Origin of the sequence: Clostridium saudiense, from assembly GCF_000577815.1 — a bacterium.
Lineage (GTDB): Bacteria > Bacillota > Clostridia > Clostridiales > Clostridiaceae > Clostridium > Clostridium saudiense.
The window spans coordinates 91,243-111,570 of sequence record NZ_CBYM010000008.1 but is presented as its reverse complement, the minus strand read 5'-3'; the positions used below and the strand labels follow the sequence as shown (position 1 = coordinate 111,570).

General features: G+C 27.7%; 22 protein-coding genes. 1 reads left to right on the top strand and 21 read right to left on the bottom strand.

All coding sequences use genetic code 11. The features are described 5' to 3' along the window. Positions 1 to 12: 12 nt before the first annotated feature. From scpB to TY07_RS06205, 17 genes are all read right to left on the bottom strand, one after another. Entirely contained in the window at positions 13 to 723 is a 711-nt protein-coding gene (gene scpB, locus TY07_RS06285) for an SMC-Scp complex subunit ScpB (protein WP_396021000.1), read from the bottom strand. After that, entirely contained in the window at positions 716 to 1,471 is a 756-nt protein-coding gene (locus TY07_RS06280; protein ID WP_042396824.1) for a segregation/condensation protein A, read from the bottom strand. The genes scpB and TY07_RS06280 overlap by 8 nt, the downstream gene beginning before the upstream one ends. A 97-nt stretch (positions 1,472 to 1,568) precedes the next feature. After that, entirely contained in the window at positions 1,569 to 2,234 is a 666-nt protein-coding gene (locus tag TY07_RS06275) for a TIGR03943 family putative permease subunit (protein WP_042396822.1), read from the bottom strand. Positions 2,235 to 2,252: 18 nt separating this feature from the next. Then, a complete protein-coding gene (locus tag TY07_RS06270; protein ID WP_052330627.1) occupies positions 2,253 to 3,161 on the bottom strand; it encodes a permease in 909 nt (302 codons plus the stop codon). Positions 3,162 to 3,177: 16 nt separating this feature from the next. Next, a complete protein-coding gene (locus tag TY07_RS06265; protein ID WP_042396819.1) occupies positions 3,178 to 3,813 on the bottom strand; it encodes a GTP-binding protein in 636 nt (211 codons plus the stop codon). A gap of 11 nt (positions 3,814 to 3,824) precedes the next feature. Continuing rightward, a complete protein-coding gene (locus TY07_RS06260; RefSeq protein WP_042396817.1) occupies positions 3,825 to 4,775 on the bottom strand; it encodes a CobW family GTP-binding protein in 951 nt (316 codons plus the stop codon). A gap of 246 nt (positions 4,776 to 5,021) precedes the next feature. Continuing rightward, a complete protein-coding gene (locus tag TY07_RS06255; protein WP_042396814.1) occupies positions 5,022 to 5,387 on the bottom strand; it encodes a methylglyoxal synthase in 366 nt (121 codons plus the stop codon). Between the two features lie 54 nt (positions 5,388 to 5,441). Beyond that, complete coding sequence (locus TY07_RS06250) at positions 5,442 to 6,053, bottom strand: DNA-3-methyladenine glycosylase (RefSeq protein WP_042396811.1); 612 nt, start codon at positions 6,051 to 6,053, stop codon at positions 5,442 to 5,444. Positions 6,054 to 6,116: 63 nt separating this feature from the next. After that, on the bottom strand, positions 6,117 to 7,190 hold the full coding sequence (locus TY07_RS06245; RefSeq protein ID WP_042396809.1) for an SPFH domain-containing protein: 1,074 nt from the start codon (positions 7,188 to 7,190) through the stop codon (positions 6,117 to 6,119). Positions 7,191 to 7,236: 46 nt separating this feature from the next. Next, a complete protein-coding gene (locus TY07_RS06240) occupies positions 7,237 to 7,956 on the bottom strand; it encodes a PspA/IM30 family protein (protein ID WP_042396807.1) in 720 nt (239 codons plus the stop codon). 121 nt (positions 7,957 to 8,077) lie between these two features. Next, on the bottom strand, positions 8,078 to 8,698 hold the full coding sequence (locus TY07_RS06235) for a hypothetical protein (protein WP_042396804.1): 621 nt from the start codon (positions 8,696 to 8,698) through the stop codon (positions 8,078 to 8,080). Between the two features lie 145 nt (positions 8,699 to 8,843). Then, positions 8,844 to 10,058, bottom strand: a complete 1,215-nt coding sequence (locus TY07_RS06230; RefSeq protein ID WP_042396801.1) for a D-alanyl-D-alanine carboxypeptidase family protein — start codon at positions 10,056 to 10,058, stop codon at positions 8,844 to 8,846. Positions 10,059 to 10,214: 156 nt separating this feature from the next. Further along, the gene (locus tag TY07_RS06225) at positions 10,215 to 11,519 is read right to left on the bottom strand and encodes a pyrimidine-nucleoside phosphorylase (protein WP_042396798.1); all 1,305 of its coding nucleotides are present in this window, start codon (positions 11,517 to 11,519) and stop codon (positions 10,215 to 10,217) included. 17 nt (positions 11,520 to 11,536) lie between these two features. Beyond that, complete coding sequence (locus tag TY07_RS06220) at positions 11,537 to 12,709, bottom strand: phosphopentomutase (RefSeq protein WP_042396795.1); 1,173 nt, start codon at positions 12,707 to 12,709, stop codon at positions 11,537 to 11,539. Positions 12,710 to 12,750: 41 nt separating this feature from the next. Continuing rightward, entirely contained in the window at positions 12,751 to 13,629 is an 879-nt protein-coding gene (locus TY07_RS06215) for a tyrosine-type recombinase/integrase (protein WP_042396791.1), read from the bottom strand. A gap of 75 nt (positions 13,630 to 13,704) precedes the next feature. Continuing rightward, positions 13,705 to 14,340: a stage II sporulation protein M gene (gene spoIIM / locus TY07_RS06210; protein ID WP_078061300.1), complete on the bottom strand. Its 636-nt coding sequence runs from the start codon at positions 14,338 to 14,340 to the stop codon at positions 13,705 to 13,707. Positions 14,341 to 14,424: 84 nt separating this feature from the next. Continuing rightward, complete coding sequence (locus tag TY07_RS06205) at positions 14,425 to 15,093, bottom strand: HD domain-containing protein (protein WP_042396786.1); 669 nt, start codon at positions 15,091 to 15,093, stop codon at positions 14,425 to 14,427. Positions 15,094 to 15,267: 174 nt separating this feature from the next. Here TY07_RS06205 and TY07_RS06200 point away from each other — a divergent pair, with 174 nt between their 5' ends. Next, complete coding sequence (locus TY07_RS06200) at positions 15,268 to 15,600, top strand: DUF1622 domain-containing protein (RefSeq protein WP_243275558.1); 333 nt, start codon at positions 15,268 to 15,270, stop codon at positions 15,598 to 15,600. A gap of 30 nt (positions 15,601 to 15,630) precedes the next feature. On the opposite strand, the gene spo0A is transcribed toward TY07_RS06200, so the two are convergent. The 4 genes from spo0A to TY07_RS06180 form a co-directional block, all read right to left on the bottom strand. Continuing rightward, positions 15,631 to 16,449, bottom strand: coding sequence for a sporulation transcription factor Spo0A (spo0A, locus tag TY07_RS06195; protein WP_042396781.1), 819 nt, complete (start codon positions 16,447 to 16,449; stop codon positions 15,631 to 15,633). Positions 16,450 to 16,758: 309 nt separating this feature from the next. After that, positions 16,759 to 17,949 (bottom strand): SpoIVB peptidase, encoded by a 1,191-nt coding sequence (gene spoIVB / locus TY07_RS06190; RefSeq protein WP_042396778.1) that lies wholly within the window; start codon positions 17,947 to 17,949, stop codon positions 16,759 to 16,761. Positions 17,950 to 18,132: 183 nt separating this feature from the next. Beyond that, positions 18,133 to 19,827: a DNA repair protein RecN gene (gene recN, locus TY07_RS06185; RefSeq protein WP_042396776.1), complete on the bottom strand. Its 1,695-nt coding sequence runs from the start codon at positions 19,825 to 19,827 to the stop codon at positions 18,133 to 18,135. 20 nt (positions 19,828 to 19,847) lie between these two features. Next, positions 19,848 to 20,297 (bottom strand): arginine repressor, encoded by a 450-nt coding sequence (locus TY07_RS06180; protein ID WP_042396774.1) that lies wholly within the window; start codon positions 20,295 to 20,297, stop codon positions 19,848 to 19,850. Positions 20,298 to 20,328 lie beyond the last annotated feature (31 nt).

The following is a 20,328-nucleotide window of genomic DNA, read 5'->3' as shown; positions in this document are numbered from 1 at the left end:
ATATAATAAAAATTATTTATCTTCATCAATAGCAGCTTCATTCATCTCTTCTGCTACTTCCTCTTCTATATTATTTTCATTATCATTATTTTCAAAATCATCAACTTCTGGTTCCATATCTTCAATTGCTTTATTTAATAAATCAATTGAACTTTGAGTTTCTTCATCACTATATAAATCTAATGATGGTAATTCCTTTATTGTTTTTAAACCAAATTGTCTTAAAAATTCATCTGTTGTTCCATAAAGTATTGGTCTTCCTGGAACTTCTAATCTACCTATATCTTTAATTAATCCTCTTTCAATTAATCTTGCAATAGCAGATTCAGATTTAACACCTCTTATTTCATCTATATCTATACGTGTTATTGGCTGTTTATATGCAATTATTGCTAAACTTTCTATAGAAGCTTGTGATAGAGAATGTTTTTTATTTTTCTTTAATAGCTTTTGAACAAAATCTGAATTTTCACTTTTAGTTACTAATTGATATGCTCCATTTATGCTAATTAATCTTATTCCTCTACTTTTATCTTCATATTCATTTGCCATTTCACTCAGGATTTCTTCAACATTCTTTTCTTTAAGTTCTAAATTATTGCTTAATTCCCTTAATGCTAAAGGTTCACCACTTACAAATAGCATTGATTCTATGGCTGATTTTATATCTGACTTTCTTGATAGTTCATTAAATTCATATTGCTTAACATCAATGTTACTCAATATCTCTCCTCCTCTTAATAAGTATATTTGAAAAACTCTCATCTTGGAAAACTTGAATAGTTCTTATCTTTATAAGCTCTAATAATGCTAAAAATGTTACTACAGTTTCAAGCTTACATGTACTTTCTTTCATTAAGTTATTGAATTCAATAACTTCACTAGAATTAAACCTTTCTAAAAGTTCTTCCATCTTATCTTCAACCTTATACTTATCTACATATATCTTCTTTTGTACTACATTAACCTTATTTTGTTTCTCTCTATAGGTTTCTAATATTTTATTATAAATATTATATAAATCTAAAAGTGTAAGATTTTTAAATATATCATCATTATCGATTTTTTCTGGTTTTATTTCTTCAATAATTTCAGGCTTTTTACTAAAAACTTCACCAGCATTTATATATTTATTCTTAAAGAATTCTGAAACGTTCTTTATCTTCTTATATTCAATTAGTCGTTCCATTAATCTTTTTTCAATATCTTCTTCACTTTCCTCTTCTTCATCAACCTTTACTTTTGGTAAAAGATTTTTTGATTTTATCTCTATTAAAGTAGCTGCTACTACTATAAATTCAGATGTAATTTCAAGGTCCATTACTTTTCTAGTATTAAGATATTCTAAATATTGATTTGTAACTTTATATATCTCGATATTATATATATTCATCTTATTCTTTTTAATAAGATGTAGTAATAAATCAAAAGGTCCTTCAAAATCTGCCACTTTAACCTTTGGCAATTCCATTAATTCATCCCGCCTTTATATTTTTATTAAACTTCCCTATTAATCTTATAGGGTCTCATAACTTATATAATATCAATTTTCTAATAAAAGAACAACCCTAAAGGTGCTCATGATAATATATATCCGTTGGTTCATTTTGAAGCTTATATTCATTAGCTAATATAAAGAACTTTTCATCAAAGCAAATTTCTCCGCTTATACTTATCCATTGCCCATCTTCAAAATCATTATCAATACCTTTTACTCTTATTTGTATTTTTTCTTTATCTGCCTGACAGCATTTCACTGCTATTCTTGAAATAATAATGCAATCAGGATTTTCTTCACTTTTATCTACATACCCTAAAAAAATCATCTTTTTTCCTTCGAACTTTTCTTTATTGTCATTTATGTCATTTAAAATTTCATAATTTTCGCTATTTATAATTATAGCATCATCGTTTTTATTAAGGCCCAAATCACTATTTATATTATTAGTTTTTAATAATGGAAATATAAAAAGCAAAATAAAACCTATACATAATGTGAAAGTTAATGGAATAAATTTATTTGTTATTTCAACCCTTCTTTTAATAGTAAATATTCTTCCAAACTGAGCAATTGTAAACACACCTAAAATAACTATACTTAAGTAAAAGTATTTTATCATGTCTACTCCTACAAAGTTAGTAATATTTCCACTTCTTATTAAAAAAACAATCGAAACTTCCATTAATATTAAAATAATAAACCATATTAATTCATCAACATTGAATTTTTTCATAGCTCCCCCATATATTAATTAAACTACAACTAAACAAATCAGAAATACTACAACAGAAATCATTGCTAAAAGCTTAAGGACAAACTTCTTTTTAAAGAATCCAAAGGCTAAAATTAAATTTTTAAGATCCATCATTGGACCTAATATTAAAAAGGCAATTACTCCTGCAACCCCAAAGTTGTCCATAAACCCTTTTGCAACAAATGCATCTGCTTCTGAGCATAAAGAAAGTAAAAAGCCCAAACACATCATTATTATAATTCCTATGGTTTTTCCTGAGGTCATATTATTTATTAAGCTATCTTGCATAAAAACAACAAAAATACTTGAAAGGAATGCACCAAAAATAAAATAAATACTTATATTTAAAAATTCATTAGAAGCATTTAATATTAAATTCTTTATCTTACCTTTCAATGAAATATAATAATTATTACTATAAGTACAACAATCACAATAAAGTCCAACATTATCATCTTTAACAACTTCATTTTTCTTCTTTTTGTCATACATTATACCAGTCAATAAACCAACTATTAATGCACCTACTACTCCTCCAATAGTTCTATAGATAACAACACTTATGTTATCTGGAAATGCATAATATGTAGACATAATTACAACGGGATTAACTATAGGTACAGCTAACATAAATGTAATTCCAACACCTACAGGTAATCCTTTCTTTATTAAGCTTCTTGCAATAGGAACAATTGCACATTCACAAACTGGAAAAAATATTCCTGCAATTGCAGCTATAAAATATCCTATAATACTGTTTTTAGGTATTATTTTTTTTATAAAATCATCAGAAACATAAATTTGAATTATTGCTGATAAAACTGCACCTATTAGTAAAAAAGGTAGTGCTTCAACAATAATTCCAAGGTAACTCCACATCCAAGATTCAAATTTACTTATACTCACTTTCTCACCTGCTAACTCACTTTCTCATATAATCAATTATCTTAACCCTCATGTTTCTTAAAAAATTATTTTCAAGCAACTTACTTTCATCTAATGCTTTTTCGAAATCCTCATTATTATTTGACTTTATAATTTGTGCTTTATGATTTAATGTACCAAGAAGATCTATATCTTCCTCTATTTTTTCTTCACTTAACTTATAACAATTATTTATTACTAAAACATCACTACTTTGAATAAAAGGAAGTAAAAGTTCTCCCATATTCTTAATATAAAAATCTAAGCTATCTCCGTCACATACAAAATACATTGTATTTAATTTTATGAGTTTTCCTGTTTCATTATCAAAAATGCATCTGTATAAATGTTCTAAAGTTTCTGTACCGTTATACTCAATTATTATCCTATGTGGCTTATATTCCTTAACAATCTTATAAATTTCTCCGTTTAACTCTGAGTTATCCTCTATAAAATCAATATGTTTAACAGTAATATCATTTTCTTCTAACTCTTTAATTTTTACATTTCCGCTTTCACATGTTAAGACTATTATTTTTTCACCAACTGCCTTAGTTTTATTGATTAATGAATTAATAAAGGCTGACTTTCCAGCCCCTAAAAATCCAGTAACTACTTCTATGCCAACCTTCATAATACCACCACCTAAAGAAAGAAATTTTTTATTTTATCTCTATTTAAGTTTGTCCCAATAAAGGAAATAACAGATTCTCCTCTATAAGCTATCTTTTCCATATTTATTTCAGATAAAGTATAGTCAAACTGTTCCTTACCATTATTAGTGTCAACTATTCCTTTTGCTCTAATTATTTCTCCAAATTCAAAGCTATTTTTAATAAAATTAAATTTACTTAAAAGTTCTTCCTTAGAAACTTTTCTATTAACCTTAAGTGCAAAGCTTTCAAATTGGTCTTCTTCATTATTTTCTTTTTTAAGTATTCCTTTAGAAAAACTGCTTTTCTTTAATGATGTTTTTCCACTTTTTGTACCTTTATTCCTTATAATAAAATTCTTTGGTATTAAGTCTTCAGCTTTAGTATTTTTCCATTCCTTACTAACGATGATTGCATTTTTATTTATTTTTCCTATTTCATCATGTAATTTCTTAACCTCTTCACTACTTATATTTTGAGTTCTACTTAATATCACAATATCAGCATTTCTTATTTGGTTATCAAAGAAGCTTTTAAAATTAGATAAATATAAATTAAATTTTTCTGCATCAACAACTGTTATTGCCTTTTCAACATAAGCAACATCTTTCAATTCTTTCTCTTCAAATACTTTTTTTATGTCACTTAGCTTTGCTACTCCTGTAGGTTCTACTAACAGCCTGTCTACATTGCAATTTTCAACAACATCTAAAATTGATTCCTTAAAATCACCGGTTACCTGACAGCAAATACATCCTGCATTAATTTCTTTTACTAATGTATTTGTTCTTTTTAATATTGTTCCATCAATACTTACTTCACCAAATTCATTTTCAATAATAGCTATATTTTCATTATAATAGCCTTCTTCTATTAGCTTCTTTATTAATTGTGTTTTTCCCGCTCCAAGAAACCCTGAAAATAATTCTACTTTAACACTCATTCTAAACTTTCCCTATATTATTGTTCTCAAAAAATTCTATGAAAACTTTCTTACTTTTATGCTTATTTTACTTTCAATAATGTTTATCATATATTTTTTTATTTTTTGTATATAATAATATTGTAGATGTATCATTTTATATGAACGTTATACACAAATAAAAAAATAGAGTTGCCATTATGCAACTCTATTTTTTATACATCAAAAACTATACCTATACGATTTAGTAATTTCTTTATTAAATTTTTATTTATGCAATGCATCTAATACTAATTGGGCTGTTGAAACATTTGTCGCAAGAGGTATTTCATAAACATCACAAAGTCTTAGTAATGCATTTATATCTGGTTCATGTGGTTGTGATGTTAAAGGATCTCTTAAGAATATTACTAAATCAAGCTTTTGTTCAGAAACTAAAGCTCCGATTTGTTGATCTCCACCAAGAGGTCCACTCTTTAATCTATGCACTTCTAAATTTGTATTTTCCATAATTCTTAAACCAGTTGTTCCTGTTGCATAAAGTTCTAAATGAGATAATCTTTCCTCATTTATTTTTGCGAAATTAACCATTTCCTCTTTTTTCTTATCATGTGCAATTAATGCTACTCTCATCTTTATCTCTCCCTTTTACTTTTCTGCACCTTGAAGATTCAGAAATTACATTTGTTATTTTTTTGATACAAAATCATTATCTTTTATATAAAATCTCCATAAAAAATCTTTAGCCTCTTCTGCATAGTCTATTCCAATTCTTTTTGTTTTAACTATTTCAAAATCATTTTCCTCAGATTCTTCAAGATAGATTTTCCCTTGTTCATATAGTTTATCCCCATTTAAATCTTTATCTATTAAATAAGCTAAACATAATTTAGATGGACCATTAGTTAAGTTTTTAATTTGAGTTTTACTTAATTCTTTAAATTGTTTTTTATATCTAACTTGTGAAATATAATCAAATTCATTTAAAGGTTCAATTGCTCTTATTAAAACTGCTTCTGCCACATCTTTTTCATTAGTAACAACATTAAAACAGTGGTATAAGCCATATATAAAGTAAACATAAGCTACTCCGCAATCACTATATAATATTTCAGTTCTTTTTGTTCTTCTACCATTATAAGCATGACAAGCTTTATCTATAGCTCCTATATAGCTTTCTGTTTCAACTATTTTTCCTTTTAAGATTCTACCATCAACTTCTCTAACTAATACCTTTCCAAGTAAATCATTAGCAACATCTATTGCACTTCTGTTATAAAACTCTTTATCGATAATCATAATGTACTCCTTAAATGTTTTTCTTAAGTTTAGGTATTTCCTATTTCAAAATTATAATTCTTTTTAATTTACTTTACAGCCACACTCTCCACAGAACTTAGCACCTTCTGCTACTTGTGCCCCACACTCGCTACAAAACTTCTTCTTTGTTTTAGTAACTTCTTCTTGAACATTTTTCGTTCCACAATTAGGGCAGAATTTAGCATTTGCACTTAAAGGTTCTCCACAACTCTTACAAGTTGTACTAGAATTATTTCCGCCAGCATTATGTGATGAATTAGATGATGAACTATTTTCCATGTTTTTCTTCATTTCATTCATCATATTCATTCCCATTTGCATACCCATTCCTGCTTGAGCCATATTAGCCATTGAGTTATTAGGATTTTTCTCCATAGCCTCTACCATAGAAACATTTTGGTAATGACCTATATTACCTACCATTCCATAAGCTGCATTTTTATCTATCATTTTTTGAACTGACTCAGGATAACTGAAGTTTTCTATATTAAATGATGTTATAGTAAGACCTATTTTAATCATTTCCATATCTAAATCAGTCTTTATACCATTTGCTATATCAAAGGAATTTGCTTGTAAATTAAACATATCCTTTCCTTCTCTAACTATCCATTTCATTAAAAGCTGATCTACAACAGCTAAAGCTCTCATTTTTACATCATCAACAGTAAATTGACTTTTAATACCTGCAATCTTATCTATTAATGTCATATGATCATCTATCTTAACATTAAATGATCCAAAAGCTCTTATAGGCATTCCACCTGGCATTCCTGGTGCTGGAATATTTACTGGGCTCTTAGTACCCCATTTAACTTGAAATTCTTTTGTATTTATAAATAGTACTTCTGCTTTAAGTCCAGACTTAAATCCAAATTTAAACCCTTTTAAAGTTGACAATAAAGGTATTATTTCTGTTTCTATTTCATAATTACCTTCTTCAGTAAATACACCTTCAACTTTGCCATTATGCATAAATATAGCATCTTGACCTGGTCTTATTATTAATCTACTATTCTTTTTAATTTCGCTATTTTTCCATTTCCAGAACAAAACATCATTTCTCGTTTCATTCCATTCTATTACGTCTAACAGTTGATTACTAAACAACCCCATACTATTTGCCTCCTATATTATCCATGCCATTAAAATATTCTATATATTATTTTTCTTCTTTAAGTTTTGCTAACTCATCGTCAATTGCAGAAGCATTATTATTTCCCTTTAAAGCTGCTAGTTCATCTTCTACATCACTATTAGAAGTTTTATCATATTTACTCATTAAATCATCTATTCCATCACTTGGCTTTGAATTTAATTCTGCCATAGCATTTGCTTCATCTAACATTCTATTTGCCTTTTCTTCCATTCTGCTAAATGAATCTAAACTTGATTTTGAATTATTTATAGATGAGCCCATTTTATTAATTCTTTCTTGCATCTTTGCAGTTGCAACTTTAGCTTTAATTGTGCTTCTTCTTTCATTAAGCTCTTCAATTTGACTTGTTAATTTATTATACATTTCTTTCATCTTAACTGAATTATTATGTGCAGCTTCATACTTTGTGTTAAGTGCACTTAACTTTTCAGATAATGATACCTTCTTTGTTAAAAACGCTCTTGCATCATCATCATTTCCTGCATCTACAGCCCTTTTTGCATACTCTAACATTTTATTTACATCTCTTTGGCATTCATCTAATTCTCTTTTAGCTCTAGTCTCTTCCGCCATTACTGAAGCTGTTTCTGCTTTAACTTTATTTAAATCATCATTTAAGTTTCTCATTAATTGATCTATCATTTTAATAGGATCTTCTGCCTTGTCTAATAACGCATTAATATTTGATGACATTATATCACTAAATCTTTTTAAAATTGACATTTTTAATCCTCCTATATTTAAAATATTACTATTTATATTTTACCATTATTTAGCTTAAATAAAAATATTAATTCCTTTTAATTTCATATTTCGCTTTATAAAAAACTAATTATATATTACTTTAAACTATTGAAGCATATAACTTATCATCTTTTGTATAAACCGTAACAGTAAATGTTCCAAGTGGTCTATAATTACCATCAGTTGCAGATAAGTAGCCTCTTAATTCTAATTCAACAATACTATCATTTTCATTTTTACTTTGTAGTATAACCTTATCTAACTTAAAATAAACAGGATCTTCATTTGATAGGCCAAATTGTTCCCCTAGAAAGTTTGCATTTTCCATAACTCTTTCTTTTTCTTCATCCGCTATCAATACAACGTCTTCACTATTACTATCCCAATCACTAACAATATAATTATATGCTTCTGAGTTTTTATGTAGATATTCCGTTAATAAATCTATTGCAAAATCTATTTCCTTATATTCACCTTGCACGTGAGGATAACCATTCATGTCATCATATATCTTATCCCCTTCATTTAATTCATATATATTTTTACTTGATTCATAGCTTTTTCCTAAAGCATTAAACACAGTATATTCCATAGTTTCTTCTTCAATATTTTCTTCAATAATAGTATTATTATTCTCACCATTTGTTACAGTATCATTATTTGCTGAACATCCCGTTAATAAACCCACTATTACCATTACATATATTAATTTTCTCTTCACTAAAGTTCACCTTCCTACATTTACATTGTAGTATAAAAAAAGGGATTAATCCATTTTTTTATGAATTAATCCCTTAACATAACTTTTATATTTTATTTTAGTGACTAACTCAACATATTGTCTATCCAATCACTAAATATACTATTTATACTCCCTTTTTAAATAGATTTTTCATATTATATTTTAAGTTATCAATAAATCCGCCTTTTTCAACATCTCTATCACAATATAACTCTACTTCTCCAACCTTTTGACCATCTAGATATACTTCACATTTTCCTACTATTTCACCTTCAGTATAACTATCTTTTGGCTCATTTAATATAATCTTATTTTGTGGTTCTCCTTCACTGCCTTTTAAGAATACTATAGATAAGTCATCTTTAGCTTTTGCTACATAATATCTATCTTCACTCTTTCCTAAATATACAGTTTCAACATCATCATCTTTATTAAATAGCTTTTTACCTTGATATTTTGAGAAACCATAATTCATAAGCATACTAGCATCTCTATTTCTAATCTTATATGTAGGTGCTCCCATAATTACAGCAAGCATTCTTACTCCATCTCTTACAGCTGTTGCACTTATACAATACTTAGCTTCTTGAGTAAATCCAGTTTTTAAACCATCGCATCCATCAAAGAAACGAACTAATTTATTGTGATTTACTAACTCAATAGGACTCTTTCTTCCTTCAGATATTGTTTCCATATATGTACCGCTATATTTTAATATTGTTGGATGCTTTAGTAATTCTAATGACATTATAGAAATATCTCTTGCTGTTGTTAAATGCCCTTCAACTGGTAAACCATTACAATTTTTAAATGTTGTATTAGTCATTCCTAGTTCTTGAGCACGTTCATTCATTAATTTAACAAATTCATCAGTAGAACCACTTAAGAATTCTGCCATAGCAACTGCTGCATCATTACCTGATGCTATTGCTATTCCTTTTAATATTTCTTCAACAGTTCTTACCTCTCCAGTGTCTAGAAGCATTGTGCTTCCACCCATACTCTTAGCATTTTCACTACAAGTTATCTTATCATCTAATGAAATTTTACCACTATCAATAGCTTCCATTGCTAATAACATTGTCATTATTTTAGTTACAGAAGCTGGGGCAAATTTTTCATCTGGATTTTTTTCATACAGTACTGTACCACTTACAGGCTCAATAAGAATTGCAGATTTTGCATCTACATTCATACCTTCTTCTAAACATGCTGTATAAATATCCTGTGGATATTCATTTTCCCATTCATTTCTTTCAGACGCCATTGGAATAACTGTATTTAAACATAATAAACATAAAAGAATAATAGAGATTTTTTTAAATAATTTTTTCTTCATTTGTTCTCCTCCTTTTAAGCTTATTATTGCCCAAAAAAAATAAAAATATGATAAAAAGAATTTTACTTTCTATTTATCATATTTTCCTCTTAGGCTACACCCCTAATCATTGAAAGTGACAAGCGACAAGCTTGTCACTGATTAAGTTTGTTAACTTTATTTTATAATGTCATAAATTAGCGGAATATTTAAGTCATATTTATCTTCAATAGTTATATTATTTAAGATACTTTCTCTAGCCTTTTCTATATTCCCTTCGTTATTTGAGTGTATGTACGCTAGAACATCACCCTTGTTAACTTTATCGCCTCTCTTTTTATTTAAAACAAGTCCTACAGCTAAATCTATTTCACTTTCTTTAGTTGCACGTCCTGCTCCAAGTTCCATGGCAATTAGTCCAAAAGCTTCTGCTTTAATCTTAGTAATATAACCATCTCTTGGTGCAATAACTTCTTCTATATACTTAGCCTTAGGGAATTTACTAAAATCATCTATTGGTGAAATATCTCCACCTTGTGCTTTTATAAATTCTTTAAGTTTTTCTAAGCCTTTTCCATTAGCTATATTTTCTTGTAACATTTTTCTAGCTTCTTCTTCGCTTTCCGCTTTTTTAGCACAAAGTAACATATTTGAGCCTATAGTTAATGTAAGTTCTAAAAGGTCTTTAGGGCCATTTCCTTTTAATAATTCAATAGCTTCCATAACCTCTAAGCTATTTCCTATTGCATATCCTAATGGCTGATCCATATCAGAAATTACTCCAATAGTTTGTCTTCCAAGATGATTTCCGATATCAACCATTTCTCTTGCAAGTTCTTTAGCTGTTTCTGGTGTTTTCATAAATGCACCATCTCCAACCTTAACATCTAAAACTATAGCATCAGCTCCTGAAGCTATTTTCTTACTCATAATACTTGATGCTATTAAAGACATGTTATCAACAGTTGCTGTAACATCTCTTAATGCATATAACTTCTTATCAGCAGGAACTAAGTTTCCACTTTGCCCCATAATAGCAATATTAATATTATTAACATTTTCCATGAATTGTTCTTCTGTTAATTCAACAGAAAATCCCTTAAATGTTTCAAGTTTATCTATAGTACCACCAGTATGACCTAAACCTCTTCCTGACATCTTAGCAACTGGTATTCCAAGTGATGCAACTAAAGGAGTTAAACAAATAGATGTTTTATCTCCAACACCACCAGTAGAATGCTTATCTACCTTTATTCCATTAATATTACTTAAATCAATTTTATCTCCAGATTCAACCATAGCATTAGTTAATTCTGCAGTTTCTCTCTTATTCATCTTATTGAAAAATATAGCCATAAGCATTGCTGATGCTTGATAGTCTGGTATACTTCCATTTGTAAACCCTTCTACAAAAAAGTTTATTTCTTCTTTTGTTAATTCTTCGCCTTTTCTCTTTTTCATTATAAGGTCATACATTCTCATAAGTTTAATTCCTCCAACTATTCCATTATTTCATTTAAGAAGCTTTTTCCAACTAATTCATTCTTAACATTAAAGAAATCTAATATTGTTTTTCCTATATCAGCGAATGTTTCTCTTGTTCCAATATTAACTCCTGGTTTTACATGTTTTCCATAAACTATTACAGGTATATGCTCTCTTGAGTGATCTGTACTGCTAGTTGTAGGATCACAGCCGTGGTCAGCTGTTATTATAAGGATATCCTCATCAGTCATTTTTGAATAAATTTCTTGTAGTCTATTATCGAACTCTTCTAAAGCTTTTCCGTATCCACTTGGATCATTTCTATGTCCATATAACATGTCAAAGTCAACAAGATTTGTAAAGATAAGACCTTCTTTTATAGTATCCATATAATCTAAAGTTTTATCTACACCATCCATATTGCTTTTTGTATGAACTGCACAAGTAATACCCTTTCCATTGTAGATATCTTCAATTTTACCAACGGCTGCAACTTCTAAATTTTCTTCTTTTAAATATTCAAGCATAGTCTTATTAAAAGGATCTAATGCATAATCTCTTCTATTAGAAGTTCTCTTGAAGTTTGGAGCTTCTCCTATAAAAGGTCTTGCAATAACTCTTCCTACTGCCCATTCATTTACAAGCATATCTCTTGCTATTTGGCACATTTCATATAATTTCTCAACTGGAATAATATCTTCATGAGCCGCAATTTGGAATACACTATCTGCAGATGTATATATAATCGGATATCCAGTTTTAACATGTTCTTCTCCCAAATCTTCAATTATTTGAGTTCCTGAAGCAACAACATTACCTAATATTCCTTTTATATTTGCTCTCTTTATAAATTCATCTATTATTTCCTTAGAGAAACCTTGTGGGTAAGTATTTAAAGGTTTTTCTAAAATTACACCACTAATTTCCCAGTGCCCTGTAACAGTATCCTTTCCTTTTGATGCCTCTTTGCTTCTACCATAAGCACCTATAGCATTTTCACATTTCTTAGGAGCATTAACACCTTCTATGTTACCTATTCCTAACTTTTCTAGTTCTTTTATTTCAAGACCATTACAAGATTTATATACATGATCTAAAGTATGACTTCCTTCATCACCATAGCTCTTTGCATCCTCTAATTCTCCAACTCCTACACTGTCTAATACAATTAATATAGCTCTTTTCATATTTTTTCTCCTTTCGTATATAAAGCCCCTTTTTAAAAGCCTTAAGCTCTCGGATGGGAGTTTTTATAAACCAAGTTTATTTTATCATTATTTATTATCTCATAGTAAGTGTCCATGTAAGTTAATACTTGATTTCCTAAAAGTTTTTGTACCGCTCTTACATTTGCTCCATTTTGAAGTAGGTGTACTGCAAAGGAATGTCTAAATGTATTTAAATTAACATCTTTATTTATTCCTGCTTTGTGAGAATATTCTTTTACTATTCTCCAAACTCCTTGTCTTGTTAATTGGTTACCATTTAAATTAACAAACAAATTGTGTACTCCTGCTGAAGCTATTATATCCCTTATAGATAAATATTCCCTTAAAGCCGCTTCTGCGCTTCTTCCAATAGGGATAAGTCTTTCATAATTTTTATTATCATGACATCTAACATATAGTAAATCTAAATTTACATCTTCAACAGATAGATTAATTATTTCAGAAACTTTCATTCCTGTAGCATACATAAGTTCTAATAATGCATTGTCTCTAATTCCCTTATTACAATCCTTATCTACTACTTTAATAATCTTATCTACTTCTTCAACGGTTAATATTTCTGGAAGCTTCTTTGATTGATCTGTACTCTTATAATATATCTTCGGTATATCTCTTATTATCTTTTGATCTTTTAAATAATTATAAAAGCTTCTTAAGCTAATAACAATTCTACTTATTGATCTTTCAGATTTTCCTTCTTCCAACAAATGGTCGATATAATTTTTAACTGTAACATTGTCAGTTTCATCTAAATATATATCTTTACTATTTAGATACTTGATATACAAATTCACATCAGTTACGTAAGCATAAACAGTGTTATCACTTTTATGACTTTCAAGTAATGACTCACGATATTCATTTACTATTTCTTTCATAATTCTCCCCATTCCCACCTTAATTATTATTATTCGACAACAGCTTTAGAATTTCCTTTTATAATCATCTATTAATTAACCAACTTTATAAACATTTGTAACTACAAACTTAATAATATTTGGACCAAGATATGCTTCAATTAGAGTTCCGATAATGAATACACATGCCAATACCCCAATCTTTAAAATTAGTTCTCTCTCTACTATTGTATTTACTTTACCTTTATTAAAGAACTTATCTTTAAGTTTTGTTGAAGAAAATTCAATTCCAACTATACTTAATGCTATAAAGCAAGGAATATAAATAATATTCTGTGGTATTGTTGAAGCTAACGCTAACCATAATCCTTTACCGTCGAAGGTTGAAATTAAAAAGCTAAAGGTATATCCTAATGTAAATCCTTTAACTAAATCCAATAAAAGAATTATTGGCGTCCCAAATACTGTAAAGGACAATGCTATAATTATTGTTATAAGCATTAAATTTTTCTTTAGTATATTAAATAATAAAACTTTATTATTCACTGCTTCTTTTGCTATACTTTCAGTAAATGTAGAAAAATAGCTCGTAAGATCTGTTGCATCTCTTGCACTCATATATTTGACTATATATGTACCTAATGCTATACCTACGCAAAAGAATATAAAAACCATAAAATAATAAAACTTATTTTCTTTTTTATTTAAGTTTAATTTACTTATAATCTCCAAAGAAACCACCCCCATATTGTTATATCTTAATAATATGATAGTAATTTCTAGTATATTCATAAGTGAATATATGTAACTTAAATTTTATATAATTTTTTCTATTTTTTTCACTTTTTCCTTTATATTTTTTAAATCCAAATTGTAGTTTTCTTCTAAAATTGATATAACTTTTTTTATATCTTCTATTTCTTTTGCTTTTTTATTATCTTCTAATTGCCCTCTTCCTAATCTGTCACTTATAAATAGTAAAATCATATCATTTAAATCTACATCTTTTATCATTTCTTTTGTTTTTGCAAAAGGTAAATCTTGAATTATATAAAGATGATGCATATGATATTTTATTAAATTTAATATTTTACTTTTTTCATCATTTTCATAATTATAATAATCTAATATTTTTTCTGCTAATTTTACTCCTTCTACATCATGATTATACGAAATCCATCTTCCTTGTTTATTTTTCTTTGTTGTTGGGCCTTTTCCTACATCATGTAATAATGCACCCATCATTAAACTTTCTTTATCATTTGCAAATTCTTTTACTTTAGCTGCTGTATCTATCACTTGCATAACATGATTCCAGACATTTCCCTCTGGATGATATTTAAGGTTTTGTTCTGTATTTTGAAGTATAAGTAATGCATCCAAAGGTGTATTTCTTAACGAATCTTTAATTTCTTCTAAATAGCTTGATGGTTTTTCACAAATTATTAATTCTTTTTGTATTTCCCTTAATTTATTTTTTTCCATCCTTTTCTCCTTTACATATAGTTTCGTACATATTTAGTTTTCCTACATTCTTTCAAAATATTTAATACACATATGTTTTATTCTAATAATTATTTATAAGTTTATTACTATATTCGTATTATTTTTTAAGCTTTGGGTAACCTAAAGATATTATCAATTTGAGGTGTATACATTTTGGAAGAATTATTTAACAAATATTTACCTATTCTTATTCATATTTTTGAGCTTATGGGAATTTTGATTTTAACTCTTGGAGTCTTTACAGCTTTTTATCACTATATTTTAAAAAGATTTTTCAAAAGAGATGTTGATATTAAATATGAATTTGCAGATGTTATGGTTACAACTTTAGATTTTAAGTTAGCAGCAGAAATATTGAAGACTGTTATCATTAAAAATATGGATGAATTAATTATTTTAGCTTCAGTATTTATTATAAGAATAATCATGACTTTTGTATTAGAAAAAGAAATGAAAATAGAAAAATCTAAAAAAGACAGTAACTGATTTTAAAATCCGTTACTGTCTTTATATATATTAAGACACTTTATTCTTTAATCTTAGCTTGTCTGCAATGATAGCTATGAATTCTGAATTTGTTGGCTTACCTTTTTCATTGTGTACAGTATAACCAAATAACTTATTGATAGCTTCTACTTGTCCTCTACCCCAAGCAACTTCAATAGCATGTCTGATAGCTCTTTCAACTCTTGAAGCTGTTGTATTATATTTCTTAGCGATTGAAGGATATAATTCCTTAGTTACAGCTGATAATAATTCCATATCATTAACAACCATAGTAATAGCTTCTCTTAAATACATATATCCCTTAATATGTGCAGGTACACCTATTTCATGAATTATGTTTGTAATTTCAGTTTCTAAATCAACAGGACCCCTGTTGTTACTTGTACTAATCATTTCAGTAGCAGTCATAGCAACTTGCTTTTTAACTGGCTCATTATTTCCGATTGTATCATTAAACATATCTCTAATACGTTTAGTGAATATGTCCATATCAAAAGGTTTTACTACATAATAATCAGCACCTAAAGTTATAGCTCTTTGAGTTATTTTATCTTGTCCTACTGCAGATAAAACAACTATTCTTGGGAATTTATCTAAATCCATAGAATTTAATCTTTCTAAAACCCCTAAACCATCTAAATGTGGCATAATTATGTCTAAAACAACTAAATCAGGTTTCTTCTCCTCAATTAGTGTTAATGCCTCTTTTCCATCCTTCGCAATCCCTGTTACAACTATATCTTTTTGATTTAAAAGATAGTCATTCAAAATACTACAGAATTCTTTATTATCATCAGCAATAATTACAGATATTTTATTTCCATCCATCGTTTTCTCTCCCTTTCTACCCATCATAATAGTATTTTTTTTAAATTTAAAACTTAAAATAACATTAAAACTTAAATTAGTTTATTTTCTAAAACTTCTAATTCAGTTATATTTACATGCTTTTTAACTCCATTGATTGTATTATAACATAAAATTTAAAAATATAATAGGGGTTTTGACATTATTTTGAAATTTTTTTATAAAAATGTTGTAGTTTTTTTGTAAAATAATATATTAATCTTAAAATCGTAAGATATAGTATAATTCTTTAAAAATACTATATCTTACGATTGCATTTTTCAACTTTATTTATTCTATAATCCCTGCTTCTTCAAGCATCCATTCTATATATATACCATATCCTATATCTGGCTTATTAATAAGTACATGAGTTACAGCACCTACAATTTTATCATTTTGTATTATTGGACTTCCACTCATTCCTTGAACTATTCCACCAGTTTTACTTAATAACTCTTCATCAGTTACTCTTATTATCATACTCTTTGGTCCACTCTTATCTTGTTGGAGTAACTTAACTATTTCAATATCATATTCTTTTGGTCCTTCATCATCAATTGTAGTTATTATTGTAGCTGGACCTTCAACCACTTCATTTCTAAAACCAACTGACATTGGTTCACTAAATTTAGGATTTATTAATGGTTCATATGAATTTCCAAAAATCCCTGAAGTAGAATTATTTTTTATTTCTCCTATAGAATTCTTTTCATTTACAAATAATCCTCTTAATTCTCCTGGTACTCCTTTTTCACCTTTTCTAACACTTAAAATTGATGCTGATAAAAGATCTCCATCTTTAATTGTAAATGTAGTATTAGTATCACCATCTGTTATAGGATGACCTAAAGCACCAAAAGTTTCACTATCTTCATGATAGAAAGTTAATGTTCCTATACCAGCTGTAGAATCTCTGACCCACAAGCCTAATTTGTAGTCTTCTCCTTCTTTCACTAATTCAATATCTTTATTGAATTTACAACCTTCACGGATAAATTCTACATTAACAGTACTAGAATTTGCTTCTTTAATTAAAGTGATCAATTGCTTTGAACTTTCAACATCTTTTCCATTTACCTTTAATAAAACATCTCCTAATTGTATTCCTGCTGCTTTTGCTGGACTTAATTCATTTCCATCTCTAGTATCTACATCTGAAAAACCTACTACTAATACACCTTCTGTTGATAATTTTATACCTACACTTGTTCCTCCAGGATATAATTTAATATCCTCTAATTTTTGTACTGCCACTGATTTTATTGGAATAAGACCAAGGAAATCAATATTAACTTTATCTTTAGTTAATTTAACAGTATTTAATACACCTTGGTTATGTACAGAAATATCTGACACTTCGGTACTATCATTAATGTATATTTTTTCTGGCAGTTGCGAAACACTTAAATATGCTACTAATGCCAAAATAGCTATTGGAGCAGTAATTATACTAAAATACTTTAATATTTTTTTAATCATTTTATCTCCTCCTTGCCTTCTGACATTAATTTTCCCGCTATACTATCTTTATATGCTGTAATAACTCTGTTAACATAGTTAAAAATTTATATTTAAATACATTTTATATAAAAAAAATAAAACCATGATAAATTACCATGATTTTATTGTTTGCAGTATTTCAAAGCCTTATGTATATAAAAGCTAATTATTTTTCATCTCTTTCTTTTTTATTTCGGCAAATTTCACCATTTCTGATGCATTTTCGATAGTAACATCACTAATTTCATCTCCACCAACCATTTTAGCAATTTCCCTAATTTTATCATCTCTATTTAGCATTCTAATTCCAGTAAATGTTTTTCCATTTAATACTTCCTTAGAAACAAAGTAATGATTATCTGAAAGTGCTGCAATTTGTGGTAAATGTGTAATACATAAAACTTGGTGTTTTATTGATACTTCGTACATTTTTTCACCAACACGTTTTCCTATAGTTCCACTTATACCAGTATCTATTTCGTCAAAAATTAATGTAGGAATTTTATCCTTATCTACAAAAACACATTTTAAAGCTAACATTATTCTTGAAAGCTCACCACCAGATAGTACTTTCTCTAATGGCTTTAATGGTTCTCCTGGATTTGCAGAAACTAAAAATTGTACTTCATCATATCCTCTACTATTCATATTTTCAGTTAAAAGAACTTCTATTTTAATTATAGCTTTTTCAAGCCCAACATAAGACAATTCTTTTTTTATGTTAACTTCTAATATTTCACTTGCTTCAACTCTTAAATTATGAAGTTTTTCACCTATAACCTTCATTTTTTCTTCAAGTTTTCTTTGCTCTTCTTTTAATTTGTTAATTATTTCTTCACTATTAACTAATTCATTATATTTTTCTTTTAAATTTTTTAAATTTTCTAGGATTTCTCTTATTGAATTTCCATATTTCTTTTTATAAATTCCTATACTATAAATTCTTTCATTTATTTGTGCTAATCTATCTTCGTCATAAGTTATTTCACTACCAATATCACGAATTTCTCTTGTTACTTCTTCTAAATTATAAAATGCTTCTTCAATTTGATTTTTCTTTTCTTTAATTACTTCTGAAACATTTTCTACTAATGATAATTCCGATATAACCTTTGATAGTCCTTCTAATACAGAAATTCCATCATTAGATGAATTTAAATACCCATATGATTTAACTAAGCTATTAGAAATTTTTTCAGCATTTGAAAGCATATTGAATTCATCTTTAAGATCCTCTTCTTCATTAATTTTTAGATTAGCTTTTTCTATATCTTCAATTTGGAACTTAATATAGTCTGCTAATTTTTCTCTATCTTCATTACCTTTTAACTCGTTTATCTTTTCAATATTTTCTATATATACATGTCTTAACTCTTCAAATTCACTAAGTAAATCTTTTATTTTTTCATGATAAAATTCATCTACATATAGAATATGAGTTCCTCTATTAAGTAAATTTTGATTTTGATGCTGGCCATGGATATCTAAAAGTTTTTCTCTAATCCTTTTTAATTGAGATAAAACAATACTTCTATTGTTAACTTTAATAATGCTTTTACCATTTAGAGTTGTTTCTCTTCTAATAATAAGCATTTCATCTCTATCTATAGATAATTCATCTAATACTTCATAAACTTCATCATTTTCTATAGAAAAAACAGCTTCAACAATTGTTTTATCTTCACCATATCTTATTTGATCTTTAGAAAACTTTCCACCTAATACATAATCTATAGTATCAATAAGAATTGATTTACCTGCACCGGTTTCTCCTGATAATATATTGAATCCCGCACCAAACTCTACCGATAACTCTTGAATTAACGCGAAATTTTTAATATTTAATTCAACTAGCATTATACCCCACCTTTAAATAATTAAGAAATCATCTTTCTTATCTTAGAAATAAGTTCTAAAGCCTTTTCATCAGTTCTTACTAAAACAAAAATTGTATTATCTCCTGCAATAGTACCAGCAACATCGTTAGTATATAAACTATCTATAGCTTCTGCTGCTGCTGATGCTGCACCTGTTAAAGTTTTTACAACAACAAACTTATCAACTTGTTCTGCAGAAATTGCAGCATTTTTTAATATGCTATATAATTTATCATTTATACCTCTTTCCTCTTTTGTTGGTGCACTATATTTATATTTACCATTTTCACTTTGCATCTTAACAAGCTTTAATAATTTTATATCTCTTGATACTGTTGCTTGTGTTACATCATATCCAGATTTCTTAAGTGCTTCTGCTAACTCTTCTTGTGTTTCTATATCATTATTATTAATAATATCTAAAATTTGATTGTGTCTTTTGGACTTCAAATTAATCACCTTCTCCATCTGTAATTCTTTT